This window comes from uncultured Algibacter sp. (assembly GCF_947495675.1).
Lineage (GTDB): Bacteria > Bacteroidota > Bacteroidia > Flavobacteriales > Flavobacteriaceae > Algibacter_B.
The window spans coordinates 38,075-59,565 of sequence record NZ_CANLZX010000016.1; the positions used below are offsets into that span (position 1 = coordinate 38,075).

At 31.2% G+C, this 21,491-nt stretch carries 20 protein-coding genes; 13 read left to right on the top strand and 7 right to left on the bottom strand.

What is annotated here, in order from left to right:
- The first annotated feature begins 34 nt into the window (after positions 1-34).
- The 12 genes from Q0842_RS11795 to tsaB all read left to right on the top strand — a co-directional run bounded on the left by Q0842_RS11795 (position 35) and on the right by tsaB (position 9,617).
- Positions 35-415, top strand: coding sequence for a cytochrome C oxidase subunit IV family protein (locus tag Q0842_RS11795; RefSeq protein ID WP_298498283.1), 381 nt, complete (start codon positions 35-37; stop codon positions 413-415).
- A 100-nt stretch (positions 416-515) separates the two neighbouring features.
- Positions 516-1,235: a hypothetical protein gene (locus tag Q0842_RS11800; protein WP_298498285.1), complete on the top strand. Its 720-nt coding sequence runs from the start codon at positions 516-518 to the stop codon at positions 1,233-1,235.
- Positions 1,228-1,971 (top strand): SCO family protein, encoded by a 744-nt coding sequence (locus tag Q0842_RS11805; RefSeq protein ID WP_298498288.1) that lies wholly within the window; start codon positions 1,228-1,230, stop codon positions 1,969-1,971. Before Q0842_RS11800 ends, Q0842_RS11805 begins: the two co-directional genes overlap by 8 nt.
- Complete coding sequence (locus Q0842_RS11810; protein ID WP_298498290.1) at positions 1,964-2,497, top strand: DUF420 domain-containing protein; 534 nt, start codon at positions 1,964-1,966, stop codon at positions 2,495-2,497. Before Q0842_RS11805 ends, Q0842_RS11810 begins: the two co-directional genes overlap by 8 nt.
- Positions 2,498-2,500: 3 nt before the next feature.
- Positions 2,501-2,719 (top strand): hypothetical protein, encoded by a 219-nt coding sequence (locus tag Q0842_RS11815; RefSeq protein ID WP_298498292.1) that lies wholly within the window; start codon positions 2,501-2,503, stop codon positions 2,717-2,719.
- An 87-nt stretch (positions 2,720-2,806) separates the two neighbouring features.
- Positions 2,807-3,508, top strand: a complete 702-nt coding sequence (locus Q0842_RS11820) for an ABC transporter ATP-binding protein (protein ID WP_298498294.1) — start codon at positions 2,807-2,809, stop codon at positions 3,506-3,508.
- A complete protein-coding gene (locus tag Q0842_RS11825) occupies positions 3,501-4,730 on the top strand; it encodes an ABC transporter permease (RefSeq protein WP_298498296.1) in 1,230 nt (409 codons plus the stop codon). The genes Q0842_RS11820 and Q0842_RS11825 overlap by 8 nt, the downstream gene beginning before the upstream one ends.
- A gap of 2 nt (positions 4,731-4,732) precedes the next feature.
- Entirely contained in the window at positions 4,733-5,977 is a 1,245-nt protein-coding gene (locus Q0842_RS11830) for an ABC transporter permease (protein ID WP_298498298.1), read from the top strand.
- Positions 5,978-5,989: 12 nt separating this feature from the next.
- Positions 5,990-7,105, top strand: coding sequence for an efflux RND transporter periplasmic adaptor subunit (locus Q0842_RS11835; RefSeq protein ID WP_298498301.1), 1,116 nt, complete (start codon positions 5,990-5,992; stop codon positions 7,103-7,105).
- A complete protein-coding gene (locus Q0842_RS11840) occupies positions 7,092-8,426 on the top strand; it encodes a TolC family protein (protein WP_298498303.1) in 1,335 nt (444 codons plus the stop codon). The genes Q0842_RS11835 and Q0842_RS11840 overlap by 14 nt, the downstream gene beginning before the upstream one ends.
- 19 nt (positions 8,427-8,445) lie before the next feature.
- Positions 8,446-8,940 carry a TlpA disulfide reductase family protein gene (locus Q0842_RS11845; protein WP_298498305.1) on the top strand — a complete coding sequence of 165 codons (495 nt, stop codon included), beginning with the start codon at positions 8,446-8,448 and terminating at the stop codon, positions 8,938-8,940.
- Between the two features lie 2 nt (positions 8,941-8,942).
- A complete protein-coding gene (gene tsaB, locus Q0842_RS11850) occupies positions 8,943-9,617 on the top strand; it encodes a tRNA (adenosine(37)-N6)-threonylcarbamoyltransferase complex dimerization subunit type 1 TsaB (protein ID WP_298498307.1) in 675 nt (224 codons plus the stop codon).
- Between the two features lie 62 nt (positions 9,618-9,679).
- Here tsaB and Q0842_RS11855 read toward each other — a convergent pair whose 3' ends face one another.
- The 3 genes from Q0842_RS11855 to Q0842_RS11865 form a co-directional block, all read right to left on the bottom strand.
- Complete coding sequence (locus Q0842_RS11855) at positions 9,680-10,495, bottom strand: mechanosensitive ion channel domain-containing protein (RefSeq protein ID WP_298498309.1); 816 nt, start codon at positions 10,493-10,495, stop codon at positions 9,680-9,682.
- A 56-nt stretch (positions 10,496-10,551) separates the two neighbouring features.
- On the bottom strand, positions 10,552-10,911 hold the full coding sequence (locus Q0842_RS11860) for a DUF1304 domain-containing protein (protein WP_298498312.1): 360 nt from the start codon (positions 10,909-10,911) through the stop codon (positions 10,552-10,554).
- 103 nt (positions 10,912-11,014) lie between these two features.
- Complete coding sequence (locus tag Q0842_RS11865) at positions 11,015-11,215, bottom strand: dodecin family protein (protein WP_298498313.1); 201 nt, start codon at positions 11,213-11,215, stop codon at positions 11,015-11,017.
- A 305-nt stretch (positions 11,216-11,520) separates the two neighbouring features.
- Between Q0842_RS11865 and Q0842_RS11870 the strand changes: the two genes are divergently transcribed.
- Entirely contained in the window at positions 11,521-13,719 is a 2,199-nt protein-coding gene (locus tag Q0842_RS11870) for a glycoside hydrolase family 3 C-terminal domain-containing protein (RefSeq protein WP_298498314.1), read from the top strand.
- A 429-nt stretch (positions 13,720-14,148) separates the two neighbouring features.
- Here Q0842_RS11870 and Q0842_RS11875 read toward each other — a convergent pair whose 3' ends face one another.
- From Q0842_RS11875 to Q0842_RS11890, 4 genes are all read right to left on the bottom strand, one after another.
- Positions 14,149-15,549 carry an endo-1,4-beta-xylanase gene (locus Q0842_RS11875; protein ID WP_298498316.1) on the bottom strand — a complete coding sequence of 467 codons (1,401 nt, stop codon included), beginning with the start codon at positions 15,547-15,549 and terminating at the stop codon, positions 14,149-14,151.
- A gap of 69 nt (positions 15,550-15,618) precedes the next feature.
- Complete coding sequence (locus Q0842_RS11880) at positions 15,619-16,749, bottom strand: IPT/TIG domain-containing protein (protein WP_298498318.1); 1,131 nt, start codon at positions 16,747-16,749, stop codon at positions 15,619-15,621.
- A 9-nt stretch (positions 16,750-16,758) separates the two neighbouring features.
- The gene (locus Q0842_RS11885; protein WP_298498320.1) at positions 16,759-18,276 is read right to left on the bottom strand and encodes a RagB/SusD family nutrient uptake outer membrane protein; all 1,518 of its coding nucleotides are present in this window, start codon (positions 18,274-18,276) and stop codon (positions 16,759-16,761) included.
- A 19-nt stretch (positions 18,277-18,295) separates the two neighbouring features.
- Entirely contained in the window at positions 18,296-21,451 is a 3,156-nt protein-coding gene (locus Q0842_RS11890) for a TonB-dependent receptor (protein WP_298498321.1), read from the bottom strand.
- Between the last annotated feature and the right edge of the window lie 40 nt (positions 21,452-21,491).

Genomic DNA, 21,491 nt, shown 5'->3' on the forward strand with positions numbered 1-21,491 from the left:
CATCCCAACATCGGGATCTTAAAAGCATTTAAAAATGGCACACGAACATAAATTAGAAATATTTAGAGGGCTTTGGAAATTTAAATCTAACACACAAAAAATATGGGGTGTTTTAATTTTCCTTTCTGTAGTTACAACTATTGAGGTTGCATTAGGTATTATAAAGCCAGAGTGGTCTATGGCTAAAGTACTAGGTATGAAATTGCTAAACTGGATATTTATTATTCTAACCATTGTTAAAGCATATTACATTACTTGGGATTTTATGCACATGCGTGATGAAACCAAAGGTTTAAGACGTATGGTTGTTTGGACAGCAATATTCCTTATACTTTACTTAACTTTTATTTTATTACAAGAAGGTGGTTACGTTTTTGAAGTATACGATAACGGTTTTATAAAAAGAGATTTTTAACTACTTAAAAAATAGTTAATTTAAATTATAAAGGCGGTTTTTAAACCGTCTTTTTTTATTTTTGCAAAACAATATAAAATATTAGAAATTCTACTATTTAATGGATTATAAAAAAGTAAGTCGATATGTGGTTTTAGGAATTTTATTTTTTCTTCCTGTAACGTTTTTATTGTTTTTATACCCAGCAACACATAATTATTCGCCATTAGATATTGTAAACGAATCGGTTTTAGATTTAGATAACTTCACATCAACTTCAGAAGAAAAAGTTCTTTTAAAAGACCATTTAACAGTTCTTGGTTTTTTTGGAAATAATCCTGATAAAAATAGTACAGTAGCCTTAAATTTAAAAGAGTTGGTTTATGATAAGTTTAAAGGCTTTAAGCGTTTTCAAGTTGTAATATTAATGCCAAAAGGCACAGAAGAAGCTGTTAAAAAACTTAAAGCAGAAATTAGTTCTTATCAAGATTTAAGATTTTGGCATTTTGTTTTTGGAGAGCCTAGTGATTTAAAACGTGTTTTTTTAAGTTTAAAAACTAAAGGGAATTTATCTTCTAATTTGGCAACTAACCAAGTTTATATCGTTGATAAAGATTTAAATCAACGAGGGCGTTTAGATGATAGAACAGATAATGAATTAGAAAAAAAGCAACCAATTTATGGACTTCATGCTTATAATTGTATTGAGGTAGCCGAAATAAAAAATAAAATGAGTGACGACTTACGAGTTTTATTTACAGAGTATAGACAAAAACGCAAAGGAGAATTTAATTCTGATACGCGACGAGCAAGCGATTTAAAATCTGAAAACGATGAGTAAAAAAGCAAATTATTCATATATAGGAATAGCCTTTATAATACTAGTATTCGGAATTATTTTCATTCCTAGAATTGTAGATAGAATATCAAATGGCGATATTTCAAGACAAGAAAGTAGAAGCGACCAACAAAAGGAAAATGAATCTAAAAAATCTAATTTAGTATTTATTCCAAATAACGGTGAAAATCGAAAAGTTCCACAATTTTCTTTTATTAATCAAGATGGAAAAACTATCACTAATCGTGATTATGAAGGTAAGGTTTATGTTGTAGAATTCTTTTTTACCACATGCCCAACCATTTGTCCAAGAATGAATAAAAATCTCATTCAAATTCAAAAAGAATTTAAAGATTTTGAAGATTTTGGTGTTGCATCCTTCACTATTAATCCTGAATATGATACTCCTGAAGTTCTTAAAGCTTATGCACAGCTTTACGGTGTTGAAAACCCAAACTGGCATTTAATGACTGGCGATAAAGAAGCAATTTATAAACTTTCTAACGAAGGTTTTTATATTTATGCTGCTGCAAATCCCGATGTTGAAGGAGGTTTTGAACATTCAGGTAATTTTGCATTAATTGATAAAAATGGGTTTATTAGAAGTAGAGTAGTAAACGGTAACCCGATAATTTACTATAATGGGATAACCTCCGAATCTGAAAAAATTGATGAAGATGGTAAATTAGAAGAGATTAGTGCTTTAAAAGAAGATATTAAAAAATTGCTTAATGAGTAATACAGAAAATACCCTAGACGATAAAAAGTACAACAAACTAATAGTTATACTATCAATAGTTATTCCTGTAGCTGTCGCTGCTCTTTTTGGAATTAAAATTGATGCCAAGCTCCCTGTTTTTTTACCTCCTATTTATGCAGTAGTTAATGCAATTACAGCATTTGTTTTAGTTTTGGCTTTCATAGCTATTCAAAAAAAGAAAATAAAGTTACATGAAAGATTAATTAAGATTGCCATTGGGTTATCTGTATTATTTCTTTTAATGTATATTGCTTATCATATGACTAGCGACTCTACATCTTTTGGAGGCGAAGGAGTTGCAAAATATCTATACTATTTTATACTTGTTACACATATTTTGTTGTCTATAATAGTTATTCCGTTTGTATTAATAACTTATGTAAGAGCTATTACTAATAACATTGAGAAACATAAAAAAATTGCTAAAATCACATTTCCATTATGGCTTTATGTAGCTATAACGGGTGTGGTAGTATATATAATGATTTCTCCATATTACATTTAAAAAATGAAACGTAATATTGTTTTTATTCTTTTTTCTTTATTCTTTTTTATAAAGAGTAATGCCCAATGTGCTATGTGTCGTGCCGTTTTGGAAAGTGAAGAAGGGCAAACAGCTGCAGAAGGAATTAATGATGGAATAGTCTATTTAATGGCTATACCATACATACTTGTTGCGGGTATGATATATTTTATTTATAGAAAATATAATACATTAAAAAAGTAATAAAAAGTTTATTAAACTTTTTGTAACAATTCTTTATGTTGATAGTCTAACTAAAAAGCTAAGATGCTTAATTAAATCAATCAAACCATGTTAAAGATTCATCAACTTCATAAATCCTATCCAATAGGAGATTCTAGTTTACATGTTTTAAAAGGAATAGACCTTAATGTTGAAGAAGGTGAAATGGTTGCCATTATGGGTTCTTCGGGATCTGGGAAATCAACATTGCTAAATATTATTGGGATGTTAGATGAAGCAGATTCTGGTGAATATATTTTAGATGAACTTCCAATAAAAAACTTAACTGAAAAAAAAGCTGCAGTTTACAGAAATAAATTCTTAGGGTTTATTTTTCAATCTTTCAACTTAATAAATTATAAAAATGCCCTTGAAAATGTAGCACTTCCGCTTTATTATCAAGGATTAAAACGTAAAGAACGTCAAGAAAAAGCCATGTATCATTTAGGTAAAGTAGGTTTAGCAGATTGGGCTAAACACTTGCCAAAAGAACTTTCTGGTGGACAAAAACAACGTGTCGCTATTGCCAGGGCATTAGCTGCAAATCCTAAATTATTGTTAGCAGATGAGCCTACAGGAGCTTTAGATACCAAAACATCTTATGATATTATGGCGTTTATTCAGCAATTAAATGATGAAGGCAAAACCATATTAATGGTAACTCATGAAGAAGATATTGCTAATATGTGTAAACGTATTGTGCGTCTTAAAGATGGTGTTATTATGGAAGATGTAAAAGTAACTCAAGTAAGAGCAGAGCAATATGTTTGATATAGATCTTTGGCGCGAAATTTTTCAAAGTATAAATATGAACAGAACCAGAAGTTTGCTTTCTGGTTTTACTGTAGCGTTTGCTATATTATTATTTACGATTCTTTTCGGTATTGCTAATGGATTACAAAACACCTTTGCAGAAGCTTTTGTTGATGATGCTAATAACTCAATTACTATTAGATCTGGTAGAACAACAAAAGCCCATAAAGGACTTCAAGCTGGAAGACAAATACAATTTAAGAATGAAGATTTTAATTATGTAAAAGAAGACTTCGAAGATAAAATTGAATTTATAACAGCCAGAATTTATAAAAATTTTCAAGCGTCATATAAAGGAGAACAGAACGTTTATGATATTCGAGCCGTTCACCCAGATCATCAATATCTTGAAAAAACAATAATTAAAGAAGGGCGTTACCTAAATCAAAACGATTTAAATAATAAAACAAAATTTGTTGTTATTGGGCGTTTAGTAGAAGAAGATTTATTTCTAAAAACAACAGCTTTAGGAAAATATATAAACCTAGGAGGCATACAGTTTAAAGTAATTGGTGTTTTTACAGATGATGGAGGCGATAATGAAGAACGAAAAATATATATGCCTGTTAGTACTGCTCAATATTTATATGGTAATAATGATTATATAGATCAAATAAATCTAACATATAATCCAGAAATGGATGCTGATAGAGCTTTAGCATTTAGTACGTTATTAACAAAAAAATTAAAAAACAGATTTTCTGTAGCAAGAAGCGATCAAAGAGCCATTAGAGTTCGTAATATGGCAGAAGGCACAAAAGCCATTAGCCAAATGACAGTTGGACTTACCTTTATTATTTTAATTATTGGTTTAGGGACACTTATAGCTGGAATAGTAGGTGTTAGTAATATCATGATTTTTATTGTTAAAGAGCGTACCAAAGAAATAGGAATCCGAAAAGCTTTAGGAGCCTCACCAAAATCTATAGTTTCAATAATATTAATTGAGTCTATTTTTATTACAGCAATTGCAGGTTACATTGGATTATTGTTGGGTGTTGGTGTTTTAGAGTTAGTAGGCCCAAGTTTAAAGGACTATTTTATAAAAGATCCTGGAGTTAGTAACAGTTTGGTTATTGGAGCAACGCTTACATTAATTATAGCAGGAGCCATTGCAGGCTATTTACCAGCCAAAAAGGCATCAAAAATTAAACCTATAATAGCATTAAGAAATGATTAAGCATGTTTAAATTTTTATTCGATAGAGATACATGGCAAGAGGTTTTTGATAGCTTTAGTAAAAATAAACTAAGGTCTATTCTTACTATGGTAGGTGTTTGGTGGGGTATTTTATTACTAATTGGTCTTTTAGGTTCAGCAAAAGGATTAGAAAATTCATTCAATCGTTTATTTGGAAGTTTTGCAACTAATAGTGTATTTGTATGGGGTCAAAGTACAAGTAAGCCTTTTAAAGGTTTTCAAGAAGGAAGACAAGTAAGATTATCTTTAACCGATGCAAAAAAGGTAGAAAAAAATGTTGAAGGTATTGAGTTTCTTGTACCTAGAAATCAAAATCAAGCTATAGTAGTAAGAAACTTTCTTTCAAGTAGTTTTAGTATCAATGGAGATTATCCTTTGTTAGATCAGGTCCAAAAGAAAAAACTCATTCATGGCAGATTTATCAATCAAAATGATATTGATGATAATAAAAAGGTTGTAGTTATTTCTGAAGATGCCTATAAACAGCTTTTCGAAAAGGATGAGATGCCAATTGGAGAATATATAGAAATTAATAAAATAAACTTCAAGGTGGTTGGAATGTTTGAAAATGGAAATGTAAATATGGGACCAACATCAGATATGCATATTCCTTTTACAACATTTCAGCAAATATATAATCAAGGTGATCGAATTGGGTGGATGATGATTACTGGCAAGCCAGAATACGATATTAAACAAATAGAAGAGGATGCTAAACTGTTACTTAAAAACCTGAATAAAATTCATCCTAAAGATACGCGTGCGTTTGGTAGTTTTAACTTAGGTAAAGAATTTGCAAAAATAACAGGCTTTTTAACAGGCATGCAATTTTTAACATGGTTTGTAGGTATTGCAACTCTAATTGCTGGAGTTTTTGCAATTGGCAATATACTATTAATCACAGTAAAAGAGCGTACCAAAGAAATAGGAGTACGAAGAGCATTAGGTGCTACACCATTTGAAATTAAAAGACAAATAGTCGTTGAAGCAGTATTTTTAACCATAGTTGCCGGTATATTTGGAATTATAACAGGAGGCTGGATTTTAATTTTACTAGATCATTTCTTTGGTCAAGGTGAAGACGCAGCTATTGTTAACGCATCAGTATCTATAGGCGTGGTTTTTATAGCCTTAGTTATCCTTGTTGTATTAGGTACATTAATAGGATTAATACCAGCATTTAAGGCAACGAGTATAAAACCAATAGAAGCATTAAGAGAAGAATAAACAATCAATAAAATGAACAAAACTGTAAAAATTATTTTAGTATTAGTTGCTATCATAGCATTAGTATTCGTGTTAAAGTACTTTAAAGACGCAAATTCTAAAGATGTTGTAGATTATAAAGTAGAAGAACCTTTTTATAGCTCTATAGATACCAAGGCTGTTGCAACAGGAAAATTAAACCCAGAAGAAGAGATTGAATTAAAACCTCAAATTTCTGGTATAGTTGATAAAATTCTTGTTGAAGAAGGAGATAAAGTTAAAAAAGGCGATTTAATAGCAACTATTAGAGTGGTTCCTAATGAGCAAAACTTAGTAGCTTCTAAAAGTAGAATTAGTACTGCAAAATTATCTTATGATAATGCTAAAGTGCTTTATACAAGAAATAAAACGCTTTTTGAAAAAGGGGTAATCTCTCAACAAGATTTTGAAAATAGCGAGTTGTCTTTTAATCAAGCTAAAGAATCATTAGCACAGGCTCAAAACGATTATCAAATTATAAAACGTGGTTCTATATCAGGCGGAAGTTCTGCAAATACAAACATTGTTGCACAAATACCTGGTACTATCTTAGAGATTCCTGTAAGAGAAGGTGATCAAGTTATTCAAAGTAATAACTTCAATGCCGGAACAACAATTGCTACTATTGCCGATATGAGTTTAATGATTTTTGAAGGTAAACTAGATGAAGCCGAAGTTGGTAAAGTACAAGAAGGAAAAGAAATAAAAGTAATTCTAGGTGCTATTAGAGACAGAGAATTTCCGGCTAAATTAACTTTTGTAGCTCCAAAAGGTGTTGAAGAAAATGGTGCGGTTCAATTTACTATTAAAGCAGATGTTACAATCGATTCTCTAACCAATATTAGAGCAGGATATAGTGCTAATGCAGAAATTGAAATAGAAAGTAAAGATAGCGTATTAGTAATTCGTGAAGCTTTACTGCAATATAACAGAATTACAGAAAAACCTTTTGTTGAAATTATGAAGGGTGAAAATAAATTTGAAAAAGAAAATGTTGAATTAGGATTATCTGATGGCATTAATGTTGAAATTACTGAAGGTGTAGAAGAAGGTGATAAAATTAAAGTTTGGAATAAAGCATCAAAAGATAACGAAGATGAAGAAGAATAATATCAATATAAATCTTGTAGTTTTTGCGCTTTTATGTTCTGTGTTCTCATTTGCACAACAAAAAACATGGACTTTACAAGAATGTGTTAACCATGCACTCGAAAATAATATTACTATACGACAAAGTAAAAATAGATTGCTTGATAACGAGCAGGACATTATTGCGTCTAAAAGTGCTTTTTTGCCATCTGTAAACGCAAATATGACTCATACCTTATCTATTGGTAGTAGAGAATTATTTCCAGGGCAATTTGTTGATAGAACCGATAATAGTATTAATGTTGGTGTAGGTGTTAATCAAACTATTTTTGATGGTTTTAGGCTCACTAATTTATATAAACAATCGCAATTAAGATTAGAAACTAACCAATTGGAACTTCAAAGAATTAAGGATGATGTTTCGTTAAATGTTGTCAATGCATACCTTAATGTACTTTTTAATAAAGAACAATTGCAAACTGCAACAGCGCAGTTTGAATTTAGTGAAAAACAATTAAAGCAAGTTGCAGAATTGGTTGATGCAGGCGTACAGCCCAGAGCCAATATTTATGATGCTGAAGCTACTTTAAGTAGAGATTCCCAACAAGTAACCTTGGCTGAAAATAACTTTAATTTAGCCTTATTAACCTTATCACAATTATTACAAATACCTTTTAACGGTTTTGATGTTGAAATTATAAATATTGAGACCCCTTCTGAGGCTTTATTATATAATGATATAAATCCTATTTTAAATTTTGCTTTTGAAAATAGATACGAAATTAAGGTTGCCGAAAAAAATATTGAGAATGCTATTTTAGGTACAGAAATTTCTAAAAGCGGCTATTACCCAACCCTTTCTGCTAGTTATGGGTTTGGTTCAAATGTATTTTTTACAAATTTAATTAATACTGAAGAGGATTTCTTTACACAGTTAAATCAGCAAAAAGGTCACCGATTTAGTTTAAGCTTAAATATTCCAATTTTTTCTAGATTTCAAAATAAAACAACAGTTGCAAAATCTAGAATTCAGGAAGAAAATAGTAAGCTTAATTTAGAGCAAGCTAAGTTAGATTTAGAGTCTAATATACAACGTGCTTATACCGATGCTCAAGCTGCTCTTAAGGCTTTTGTGGCTGCAAAAAAAACGTTAGAATCTCAAACTTTAGCCTTTAACAACTCAAAAGAACGATATGATATTGGTGCCATGACTGCTTTCGATTTAGAACAAGCCAGAGTTCAATTAATTAATGCGCAATCTTCATTAATTAATGCGAAATATGATTTTGTTTTTAAAACTAAAGTTTTAGATTTTTACATGGGTAAATCTTTAACAAACTAGATATTTTTATATTTACAGAATGAAATCATATATATTAATTTTCTTTAGTTTCTTATGTATATCATTAAGTGCGCAAGGAAAAAAACAGCTTTGGGCAAAGTCATATTTAAACAAGCATGCGCCAGAGCTAATTGTTGAAAAGTGGCTTTCTGATAAACCAGATACAGAAGGCAAATTTATTTTAATAGATTTTTGGGCAACATGGTGTGGGCCGTGTAAACAAGCCATTCCTGAATTAAATAAATTTCAATCTGAATTCAAGGATGAATTGGTCGTTATTGGGGTTACAGATGAAACAAAGTACACGGTAAATAAAATGAAAAGTCCTGTAATGACATATTTTAGTGCTATAGATACAAAGCAAAGATCTAAAAGAAGCTATAAAGTTAAAGGCATTCCTCATTGTGTTTTAATTGACCCGAATGGTATTGTACGATGGGAAGGATATCCTACTCTCAAAGGTTTTGAATTGACCTCTAAGGTTATTAAAGATATTATTGAAAAATATAAATAATTTTGAGCTTAATTTTAAATCTAGAAACAGCAACAACTAATTGCTCAGTATCCATTTCAAAAGATGGAAAAACCATTGTTTTAAAAGAAGATAATGATAAAAGTTATTCGCATGCTGAGAGACTTCATGTTTATATTGATGAGGCCTTAAAAGAAGCCAATATAACCTCAAATGATTTAGATGCCATTTCTGTTAGTAAAGGCCCTGGGTCTTATACTGGTTTACGAATAGGGGTTTCTGCAGCTAAGGGCTTGTGTTTTGCATTAGATATACCTTTAATATCAATTCCAACTTTAGAGTCGCTTGCTTATCAGGTTAAAATGGATGAAGGCGTTATTGTTTCTATGCTAGATGCCAGACGTATGGAGGTGTATTCTGCTATTTATAGTGCAGATTATAAGCAAATAAGAGACACACAAGCGCAAATATTAGATGAAACTTCGTTTAGTGATTATTTAAAACAAGGTAAAGTCTATTTTGTTGGTAACGGTGTTGAAAAAACGAAAACCTTAATTAATCATGTAAATGCGGTTTTTATAGAAGCAAAGTTGCCTTCTGCAAACCAAATGAGTGTATTAGCATATAATAAATTTCAAAAGTCGGATATTGAAGACGTTGCTTATTTTGAGCCTTATTATTTAAAAGACTTTGTGGCTTTAAAGCCCAAAAAGAAATAAAATAAAAAACCCTTCAAGTTTTAAAATTGAAGGGTCTTTTAAGTGTTGATTAAATAATATCTTTATGCATCTTTATGTATCTCAACTGAGTGTGGGTAAGGAATTTCAATACCAGCAGCATCAAGAGCTAGTTTACATTTTTCAATAGTACCAAAGTAAACATCCCAGTAATCTGCTACTGTAGCAAACGGTCTTACAGCAAAATTAACAGAGCTATCAGCAAGTTCAGAAACATTTACAGAAGGTGCAGGGTCCTTTAATACTTGTGGATTATCTGTAAGTACTTTCATTAAAACTTCTTTAGTTTGTTTAATATCTGCATCGTAACTTACTCCTATTGTTAAATCTACACGTAATTTTCCTTCAGTTGTGTAATTAGTTATATTTCCATTTGATAAAGCGGCATTTGGGATAATTACTTCTTTATTAGTTGGTGTAACTATTTTAGTGGTAAAAATTTCTATTTCTTTAACAACACCAAGTTCTCCTTGTGCTTCTATTAAATCTCCAATTTTAATTGGTTTAAAAATCATTAGTAAAACACCACCAGCAAAATTAGCTAAAGACCCTTGTAAAGCCATACCAATTGCTAAACCTGCGGCAGCTAGTATTGCAGCAAAAGAGGTGGTTTCAATACCTAAATTGGCTAAAATTGTTAATATTAATAGTATTTTTAATATCCAGCCTATAAGATTAAGTAAGAACTTTTGAAGACTCTCATCATAGTTTTGTTTGGCCATTACTTTGGCTATACCGTTTCTTATTTTTTTAATAATCCAAGAACCAATAATCCATATAACAATAGCTCCTATAACTTTAAGGCCATAGTCGGTTCCTAATTCAATCCATTTTTGAGTGTTAATACTTTCTAATTCCATAATGTTTTAATGATGTTTTGTTTTTAATTTGTAAAATTATGATTAATAATAAATTTTTAAATATTAAAATAAAGTATAACTAATGTAATAATTGCAGGAACTGCTTGTATATAAAATAACTTTATTTGCTTTGTAGAATAAGACCCGTATATTCCTGCTATAGTCACACAAATAAGAAAGAAAACTGCGATTTTTATATCGTTTTTAATAATAGAAAATATAAGCCCAGCAGCTATAAATCCATTATAAAGTCCTTGATTGGCTGCTAAGACCTTAGTGTCTTCAGCAAATTGTTTAGATTTTAAGCCGAAAGCTTTAATGGTTTTTGGTTTAGTCCAGAGAAACATTTCAAGAATTAAAAAGTAAAAGTGTTCTAGAGATACAAAAGCTACAAGTATTAGGCTTATTAATGTCATTCTTTTTTATAACTTAAATATTATTTTTTAAAATTAATGAATTTATTCCATAAAAAAAGCGTTCAGTTTCTGAACGCTTTGTATGTTATTTTTAAAGTAAAATTTATTCTACTTCAAAAGTAATTTTTAAGTTAACTCTAAAATCTGATACTTCACCATCTTTTACACTTGCACTTTGGTCTTGAACATATACAGAACGAATGTTTTTAAGACTTTTTGAAGCGTGTTTTACTGCTTTTTTAGTAGCATCTTCCCAACTTTTTTCTGAATTTGATAATACTTCAATTACTTTTAATACTGCCATGATATTTTTTTATGTTTATAATGTTATATACATAGCAAGGTACAAAATTAAATGAAAAGCTTATTTCAATGTTTTGCAGTATTAATTTAATCACTAAATTTTATTTTGATTTAAAAAATAACCGATAATTTTAAAATCAGATTGTAATTGTTGGAATATAAGCATGAGTTAGTATAGGTGGTACAGCTAAACAGGCGTAATAGTGTAAAAATTCTAATAAATGCTTAATAAGTTTTAAACTGCTTTAGGGTGTTGTGTTAATTTTACAACTGTATAAACACTTTAATTTTTAAAAAAAGCTTAGCATGAATAAGTATTTTATTTCACTCCTTTTTACATTCTCTACTATTGGCATAATCTACTCTCAAAATACGGCTACAAAAAGGCTACAAGAAGATGTTATTAATGTAAAAATTGACAGTTTACTATCATTATTAACACTAGAGGAAAAAGTAGCGATGTGCCATGCGCAATCAAAATTTAGTACAAAGGGTGTTGAACGTTTAGGAATCCCTGAGATTTGGATGTCTGATGGACCTCATGGTGTGAGGGCAGAAATTAGTTGGGATTCTTGGGATTATGCGGGTTGGACAAACGATTCCATTACGGCCTTTCCTGCACTAACATGTTTGGCTGCATCATTTAATCCAGAGTTGTCTGCTCAATTTGGTAAAAGTATTGGAGAAGAAGCACTTTACAGAGAAAAAGATGTTCTACTAGGGCCAGGTGTTAATATTTATAGAACACCACTAAATGGTAGAAATTTTGAATACTTAGGCGAAGACCCTTATTTAGCTTCTAAATTGGTTGTTCCATATATTAAAGGTGTACAAAAAAATAATGTGGCCGCTTGTGTCAAACATTTTGCTCTAAACAATCAAGAACATTGGAGAAGTACTATTAATGTTGAAGCTAGTGATCGAGCATTACATGAAATTTATTTACCTGCTTTTAAAGCTGCTGTAACCGAAGCTGGAGTTTGGTCTATTATGGGAGCCTACAACAAATTTAGAGGACAGCATACTACTCACCATGAATTATTAACTAATAAAATATTAAAAAAAGATTGGGGTTTTGATGGTGTAGTAATTAGTGATTGGAGCTCTACACATGATACTATGGAAGCTGCGCTTAATGGATTAGACATGGAAATGGGAACAGGAACCGATGGTTTAGGTACAACCACTTCGAACCATTATGATTATTATTATTTGGCTTCACCGTTTTTAAAGGCTATAAAACAGGGTAAGATAGACGAATCTGTGGTAGACGATAAAGTGAAACGCATTTTAAGATTAATGTATCGAACCACTTTAAAACCTAATAGAGGTTTTGGAAGAATAAATAATAAAGAACACCATATGGTAGCTAGAAAAGTTGCACAAGAAGGTATTGTATTATTAAAAAACGAAAATAACTTTTTCCCTATTGAAGATAAAAAAGGTGTTACCATTGCTGTTATTGGTGAAAATGCTACGCGTTCTATGACTGCTGGAGGTGGCTCATCTGAATTAAAACCTCAATTTGAAATTTCTCCGCTTGAAGGTATCAAACAACGTTACAAAAACGCCAAAATTATACATGCTATGGGCTATCATACAGGAGCTTCTGTTTACGATAATATTATTCCATCTAAACTAAATCAAGACTCTCTTAGGGTTCAAGCAATTGAAACAGCTAAGAAAGCAGATATTGTTTTATATGTTGGTGGACTAAATAAAAGCCACCTGCAGGATTGCGAAGGTGATGATAGACAGACTTATGAGCTTCCGTATAATCAAAAAGAATTTATAAATCAATTAAAAGCTGTTAATCCTAAATTAGGCATGCTATTAGTAACAGGAAATGCAGTTGAAACCCCATGGTTAGATAAAGTTGATGGTTTAATTCAAACTTGGTATTTAGGTAGTATGGCAGGTCATGCTATAGCAGATGTAATTAGTGGCGATGTAAATCCATCTGGTAAACTACCATTTTCATTTCCTAAACAATTAAAAGATAATGGTGCCCATTTTTATGGTGAGCTATCTTATCCAGGAGATGGCACTAATCAGTACTATAAAGAAGATATATTGGTAGGGTACAGATGGCATGATACTAAAAATGTAAAACCACAATATGCCTTTGGCTATGGTTTATCTTATACAGATTTTAGTATTTCTGATATTGAGACTAACAAAAAGAAGTATAATACAGAAGATATAATTACAGTAGTTTGTAACGTAAAAAATATTGGTAATGAAGACGGTGCAGAAGTGGTTCAAGTCTATGTTGGTAAGAAAAAATCTAAAGTAAAAAGAGCTTTAAAAGAGTTAAAAGGTTTTAACAAAATTAATGTACAGTCTGGCACAACTAAAACGGTGACTATTAATATCCCTGTAAGCTCTCTGGCTTACTATAATGAAAACAAATCTGGTTGGGATATTGAAAAAGGTGACTACATTATCTATGTAGGTAATGCATCAAATAACATAATAAAAACACTTCCAATAAATATAAAATAATTGTTTAGTTAGTTGATTACCCAACACCTATGTCTATTTCTTTATAGTTTTAAATAGATATAGGTGTTTTTTTGTTAATCTAGATTATATTAAATGTCTTATCTAAAATAGGTTTCTTACTAAGAAATTGTTTTGTATGTTTTTCTTTAATTAAAAAAAGGTTTTATTAGTTAAAAAAGTTCTTTAAACTTTATAAAAGTTAGCAAATATTTTATTTTTATTTCCCAACAAATAATATTGTAAAACCATTTGATAAAGTAATAAAATTAAGCTCTATACTTTATAAGAGTTTAAGTTCGTATTTTTATTTATCCATTTATTGTTTGAAAAAAGACACAATAAATTGTGTAATAAAAAAATAAAGTAAAAAAAATCGTCTAAAATGATTTTTTAGACGATTTAATAAAAAATAAATTCAACGCATATTAATTAATCCAAGCCTTCTAAAAATCCTGTGTGAGCCTTTTTTAATTCAAATTTATTATTATAAAGTAATGGCCAGTCGTTACCAGGATGATTTAAATCTGTACTGTAAGGAATCCAAGATTCATTATCTTTAAAACCCCATACAGTTAGGGCGTACTTATTTGCTTCAGGAAGCGCATTATATATATTAACAATTTCTTTATATTTTTCTTTTTGGGCTAAACTCCTTTCTTCTGTAAGGTAAGTAATGTCGTTATTTTGATTAACTTGAATGTCCAACTCAGAAACATGAATTTTCAAGCCTAAAACAACGGCTCTATTAATATCGGTTTCTATTTGTTCTTTTGTAGGACTTAAATACGTGTTGTGCATTTGAAAACCAACCCCATCTATTAGATTACTTGTCATTAAATCATCAACTATTGTAAATACTTTATTCTGTTTTGGTATATTCGTTGAGGTTGCATAATCATTATAGAACAACAATAAATTTGTATCGCCTGCAGCATTCGCAGCATCTCTTGCCCATTGGTAACAATCTTTAATGTAATTAGATCCCATTTTTTGAAGAAAAATAGTGTTTCTCATATTACCATTGTCATCAACAGCTTCATTTACAACATCCCACGATTTAATTTTTCCAGCATAACGGGTAACCACATCGGTAATGTATTTTTTTATTTCTAGTGCAAATTCGGCATCTGTACCCGAAAAATTAGAGAGCCAATCTGGTACTGCATTATGCCAGACTAAAGCATGGCCGTGAACATTTATTCCGTTATTGTTTCCATAATTAACTATTTTATCGACAGCCTCCCAACTATAAGATCCACTGCCTGTAGAAATTGGATTCATCTTCATTTCATACTCTGCAGTAATACTACTAAATTCATTTTTTAATACCACATCGTAAGAACTCCCTTCTGTTAGCTGATTTGCTTTTACAGCAACACCTACAAAAAAAGGATTAGCCAATGTATTTGCCTTATCTTTTAAATAAGTTGGATCCTCGGCTTGAACACCTGTTGTTGTTACTGTAATAACATTTGAATTATTTGTAATTTCAGTACCTTGTTTTGCTCGTACCCTATAAAAATAGGTGATGCCAGAGGAAAGTCCCGTGACTTCAACCGTAGTTGCACTCTGTTCTAAACCACTATAACCGGTAACAAAGGTTGAAAAACTGTTAGATGTTGATACATCAATTAAATAGCTTTCTGCTTTGGGTACTAAAACCCAATTTGCAGTAAAAGAATTATCGGTAATGTTACTAGCATTAGAAGCAAAAGGTGTTGCTAAAGCAGTATCTGGTTTAGAAGGAGAGCCAGTTTCTTCTTTACTACAATTTAGTAATGTAAGTAGTAATAATAAAGCTATTCTCATTTTTATATTAATTATTTTCATTAGTTATATGTTTAAAAAAGGTTACTAATTTTAATCTAGTAACCTTTTGTATTACTTTAATATTTAAGATTATTCCTGTACCCTAAATATAATATCATCAAATTTTACACTTGAAGAAGCACCATTATTAGGTAAAGAAACTTTAACCTGTAATATACCAGACGGATCAATTTTTTCAGTATCTGTTGCTGCGTTCCCTGGATTATAATTAGATCCAAATTGATCTAATGTAGTTGAAACTTCTTGCCAACCACTAGTTGATACTGTAAAATTATAAGCCCAAGTATCTAAAATGACATCAAAAGAAGAACCTGCGTTTGCATTTACCATCATTTTAAAAGTTGCCTTAGATGCTACTGTGGCCGTATTAGGTAAAAAAGCACCGGCTTCATTATTTTGGCATCCATTATATCCAAAGGCTGTACCTCCATTATAATCATATTGGGCACAATTACCAGTTTCGCCCGTAGCAGTAACAGATAAATTACTAGCATCTCCATAAATTCCCCAAGTACTTGTATACAATCCATTACCATCAAAATCTTCAAACAAATAGTCAACAAATCCAAAATTTATATTAACAAAAGTGGTGTTTGCGATACCAGGACCGGGCTCTACAATTACCGTACTTCCTGCGTCGGTTGTAATTACAACATGTTGTGCTTCGGTCGCATCAGTTGGTACTATAAAATACATTTCTTGATCTGAAACTAAAGTATATTCTAAAGGTTCTCCACCAAAGGTGACCGATTGTATCCCTATAAACCAACTGCCTTTTATGGTTACTTTATCTCCTAGTTTAGGATTAAGAATACTCAAATTTCCAAAAACAGGGGCAGGTTGTATAATGTTAATTTGAGAATCAATTTCTCCATTTGCTGTTATGAACTTTATAGGTTGAACCCCAAAATTAAAAGGGATTTCAAAATCATAATTAGGTATGTTGAAAAAGATGGCATTATCAGAATTCAAATTAGGATTAAAGCTAACTTCAAATTTATTGTCTAAAATAATTTTTTCTAACCCAGATAAATTTGTTCCTTCTATTTTAAGCAACTCACCAGGTGTACCTGATGCATTAGGGCTTGATTGTGAAGAAAAAGTCTTTATTGCTGGCAATTCTACCGCATCTTCAGAACACGAAAATAATGTCATGGTTAAAATTGCGGAAAGTAAATATATTTTTATCAAATTTTTCATAATTGTAGTTTAAAAATTAAAAGGAACAGGCGCAGCTGTTAAATTTTCATTGATACTTATAGCACCAGATGGCAACGGCATAGAAAAGAAATCATCTGTAGGCGTGATTTTAATAGATACTAAGTCTGTTCTAGCATCATCACCGTAAAACCCTCTTTCTTGAGCTGCAATTTCTGCCAATGCATCGGCTCTATTTCTACGTTGAAGATCAAAATAATATTGCCCCTCCAATAAAAATTCAATTCTTCTTTCTTTAAATAAACTGGATTGAGTTATGTTACTAACTGAACTTAAACCTGCACGAGAACGTACTCTGTTAAAAGCTGATAGCGCTTCACTATCAGAAGTAGAAACATTGTCTGCTAATTTAGCCTCGGCCATCATTAATAATATATCTGCATATCTTAACATATTGGTGTTTTGGTCTGTTCTCATAAAACAAACATTATATCCGTCATCTGGAGAGCCAACAATATACTTTCTAAAATTTAAGGCAGTCTGAGAAGGAAGTTTATTGAACGTGTAACCGTCTTTTTTGCTTAATAGCTCTGGATAAAAATCACCATCAATCATAATAGATGGTTTTCTTCTTTTATCTCCATCTTCATATAGCCCTGGCAAATCAATTGTTGGCATATATGAACCCCAGCCATCTCCACCTCCTGTTATACCAGAACCAGATGGTACTATAAAGGCTTGTTCGGTATTTTGAGTACCCCATTCATTACAATTAACCGTCCATTGTAAAGCGAACAAACTCTCTATATTATTGTTAAAGTTTGGGTTGTTAAATAAATTACCATATTCTTCTAGTAAATCAAACTTACCGCTATTTATCACCTCTCTACATAAATCTGCAGCCTCATTATATTTTTTTAAATTTAATTTCACTTTTGCCAACATGCCCATTGCAGAATATTTTCCAATTCTTCCTGTTTTTGGTTCTGTTGTTAATTTTTCTGCGGCATCGGTTAAATCCATTTCTATGAATTTATAAACATCGGACTCTAAATTGCGCTTAGCATTTATACCATCGGCGTTTTCGTCAAAAATAGGAACTGGACCCCATATTCTAACTAAATAATAATAGGCGGTTGCTCTCATAAATTTGGAGACTCCAATTCCTTGGTTATAAGCGTCTTCGGGAATGTTTTCTTTATCCCTAATTAAATCTTGCATTAAGGAGTTAGATTGGTTTACAACAGAAAATAAGGCTGTCCAATTACTATTTAGTACCGCATTATCATTTAAAACAGATGCTTCAGCAAATGGTCTAAATTCACCATCATTGGCCCATACATTACCTGCATAGGTATCTCCTTGGGTTATCATACCCTTAAAATTATAATCAAACCATCCTTTTGTATATAATCCATTTTGAATGCCTTCATATGGAGATGCTCCTGGAGGTAAACAATCTACGCACAATGAATTCTCCGATCTTAACTCGGTGAAATCTTCTGAACATGATACCATAGAAATAACTAAAGTCAATAGTATCAATACCTTTTTTATTTGTTTTTTCATAATAATCAATTTTAACTTATTAAAATGTTAGATTAACACCTAAGGTTATTGTTTTTGCTAATGGATATCTACCCACATCTAAACCTGCAAACCTTATATCTGAATTTCTACTTCCAATTTCTGGATCTAAACCAGAATACTTGGTGAATGTAAATAAATTTTGTCCTGAAAGATATACTCTTGCTTTAGTAAAGAAATTTGTTTTACTTAAAACATCTGAGTTAATATTATATCCCATTGTAATGTTTTGGATTCTGATATAAGATCCATCCTCTACAAAACGATCAGAAACTCTTGTATTTGAATTGCCGTTTGCTAAGTCAATTCTTGGAATGTCTGTGTTTTGAGCAAGATTTGCAGCGTCATCTAGAGTAACACCATCTGGTAAATAATTTACAACAAAGTGATTTAGAGCATCGGTTGACTGATTTTCACCTAAGAAACGTAATGCTTCTGTGTAAAATCTATTTTGATTGTATATTTTATTACCGTAAGATCCATTTAAAACAATACTTAAATCAAAATCTTTATACGAAATGTTATTATTCAAACTAAATGTGAATTTTGGCAGAGCTGATCCTATATACGTTCTGTCGGCAAGTGTTATTTCTCCATCTTCATTTAAATCTTTAAATTTAATATCTCCTACGCTGGTTTTTCCTGGTACTTGTATGGCGCTATCATCAACTTCTTGTTGGGTTCTAAAAATACCGTCTGTAACGTAACCGTAAATTTGACCTAAAGATTGTCCTTCTTCAACATAGCTATATAATAATTCTCCATCTGATTGCGGGATGTTTGCAGTTAATGGTTTTGTACCTCCATAGAATTTAGTTAACTCGTTGGTGTATGTTGAAAATATAAATGTAGAATTCCATGAAAAGTTATCTGTTTGAATATTTCTAGTGTTCAACTTTATATCCATACCTCTATTTACCATTTCGCCTACGTTCTCATAGGGTAGCACTCTTCCTGCTGTTCTATCATCTGCTGGTCTTTGAATTAATAAATCTGAGGATTTCTTTTGATATAAATCAAGATCAAGTTTTATGGCATCGTTTAATAAACCTACTTCTAAACCAACATTTGTAGATTTTAAAGTCTCCCATTTAATATCTGGGTTACCATCTACTGTATAAACATAAGAAAGCCCACTAGATGAAGGTACGGCCGAAAATTGTGTTTGATATAAAAAGCTAGGAATATTCTGGTTTCCTACTTCACCGTAACCTGCTCTTAATTTTAAATAATTTATAGTGCTAGATGAAGATTTCATAAAATCTTCATTAGAAATCGTCCAAGCACCAGAAACGGCAGGAAAATACCCCCATTTGTTATTTGGTCCAAAATTTGACGATGCATCGGCTCTTATAGAGGCTGTTAAATAATATTTACTATCATAGTTGTAATTCGCTCTTGCAATGTAAGATTGCATAGCCCAAGCATAACTTTGGTTATCTACTTCAGAGGTCGATTTTAATCCTAATACCAAGTTATCAAATTCATTATTACCTTCTAGATCTCTTCTTGAACCTCTTAAGTATTCAAAATTACTTTTTTGTCTTTCTTGGCCTAAAACTACGTTAATGCTATGTTTATCGGTGTACTTGTTATAAGTTAAAAAATTTTTAGCCGTCCAATAATAACCTTGATCTTGTTGCTTAAGGGAAGAGTTTACTTCATTTGCAGCGGTACCAATGTTTTCGTATGTAGGAATAAATACTCTTCCGTCTCCTGCATTTAAATCATATCCTAATTCACTTCTAAAAGTTAAGTTTTTTAAGAATGAAATCTCTGCAAATAAATTACCGTTTATTTTGAATTTTTTATCTAGATTATTAACATATTCTGAATAGGCCACAGGGTTTACAGCTTCGTAATTATTTGATGCACCATTAACACCTCCTCCAGGAGCTCCATAACTACCGTCTGGATATCTTACAGGAATTAGTGGGCTTAAACGTAGGGCTGATGAAACAATACCACCTCTATCATCATTCTTAACTATACGTTGCTTAACATTACTTAAGGATATATTATTACCTACCTTGAACCAATCATTAATTTTAGTATCAATATTCAAACGCATTGATATTCTCTCAAAATTGGTATTTACAATAACACCTTCTTGCTTAAAATAGCCCAGAGATGTATAATATCGCGTTCCGTCTTTTTCTCCTGAAACTGAAAGCTGGTTATTTGTAATTAGTGCACTTCTAAAAATTTCTTTTTGCCAATCTGTACCTTTTCCTAATAGACTAGGATTTTGAAATATATAAGGAACATCTCTATTATCAGATTTTAATAAATCGCTGGTATATTGGGCATATTCCTGTAAATTCATCATGTCATAGTACTTAGCAACACTTTGAATACCTGTGTAATTATCAAAAGAAATACTTGTTTTACCTCTTTTTCCTTTTTTTGTTGTTATTAAAACAACACCGTTAGAACCATTTGCTCCATAGATAGCTGTTGCCGATGCATCCTTTAATATATCAATAGATTCAATGTCTGACATGTTTAAACCAGACAACGCAGAATTAATGTTTTGTCCAGAACCACCTCCTGTAGCTGCACCTAAATCTAAAGATGTATTGTTTCTATCTGCAAATATTGGCGTACCATCTATAACATATAGAGGTTCATTCCCATAAAGCGATGTTATACCTCTAATTTTTATAGAAACACCACCACCCGGTGCTCCTGAGTTTTGAGATACCGTAACACCGGCTGCTTTACCTGTTAAAGCTTGGTCAACAGAAGAAAAAGGCTGATCTTTTAATTCTTCAGCAGAAACAGAAGATATTGCTCCTGTCAAGTCTTTTCTTTTGGAAGTACCGTAGCCAATTACTACTACCTCGTCTAATTTCGAGGTGTCTTCTAATAAAACTACGTTTAATTTACCTTTGCCTTTGTATGCAATTTCTTGTGTTGCGTAACCTACATAACTAAAAACCAAAATACTATTTTTAGTTACATTTGTTAGAGTGTAATTACCATCAAAATCAGTTATGTTTCCTGTTTTTGTGCCTTTTACTATTATATTTACTCCGGGTAAGGGCATCCCAGATTCATCTGTGATAACGCCCGACACCGAATTATTTTGTGAAAAGACATTTTGTGTGCAAATCATTATAAAAGTAATGATTGCCAGTTTGAATTTCATCATCATATTAAATTAGTTTAGTTATTAATTATTTAGTTTCTAGTGG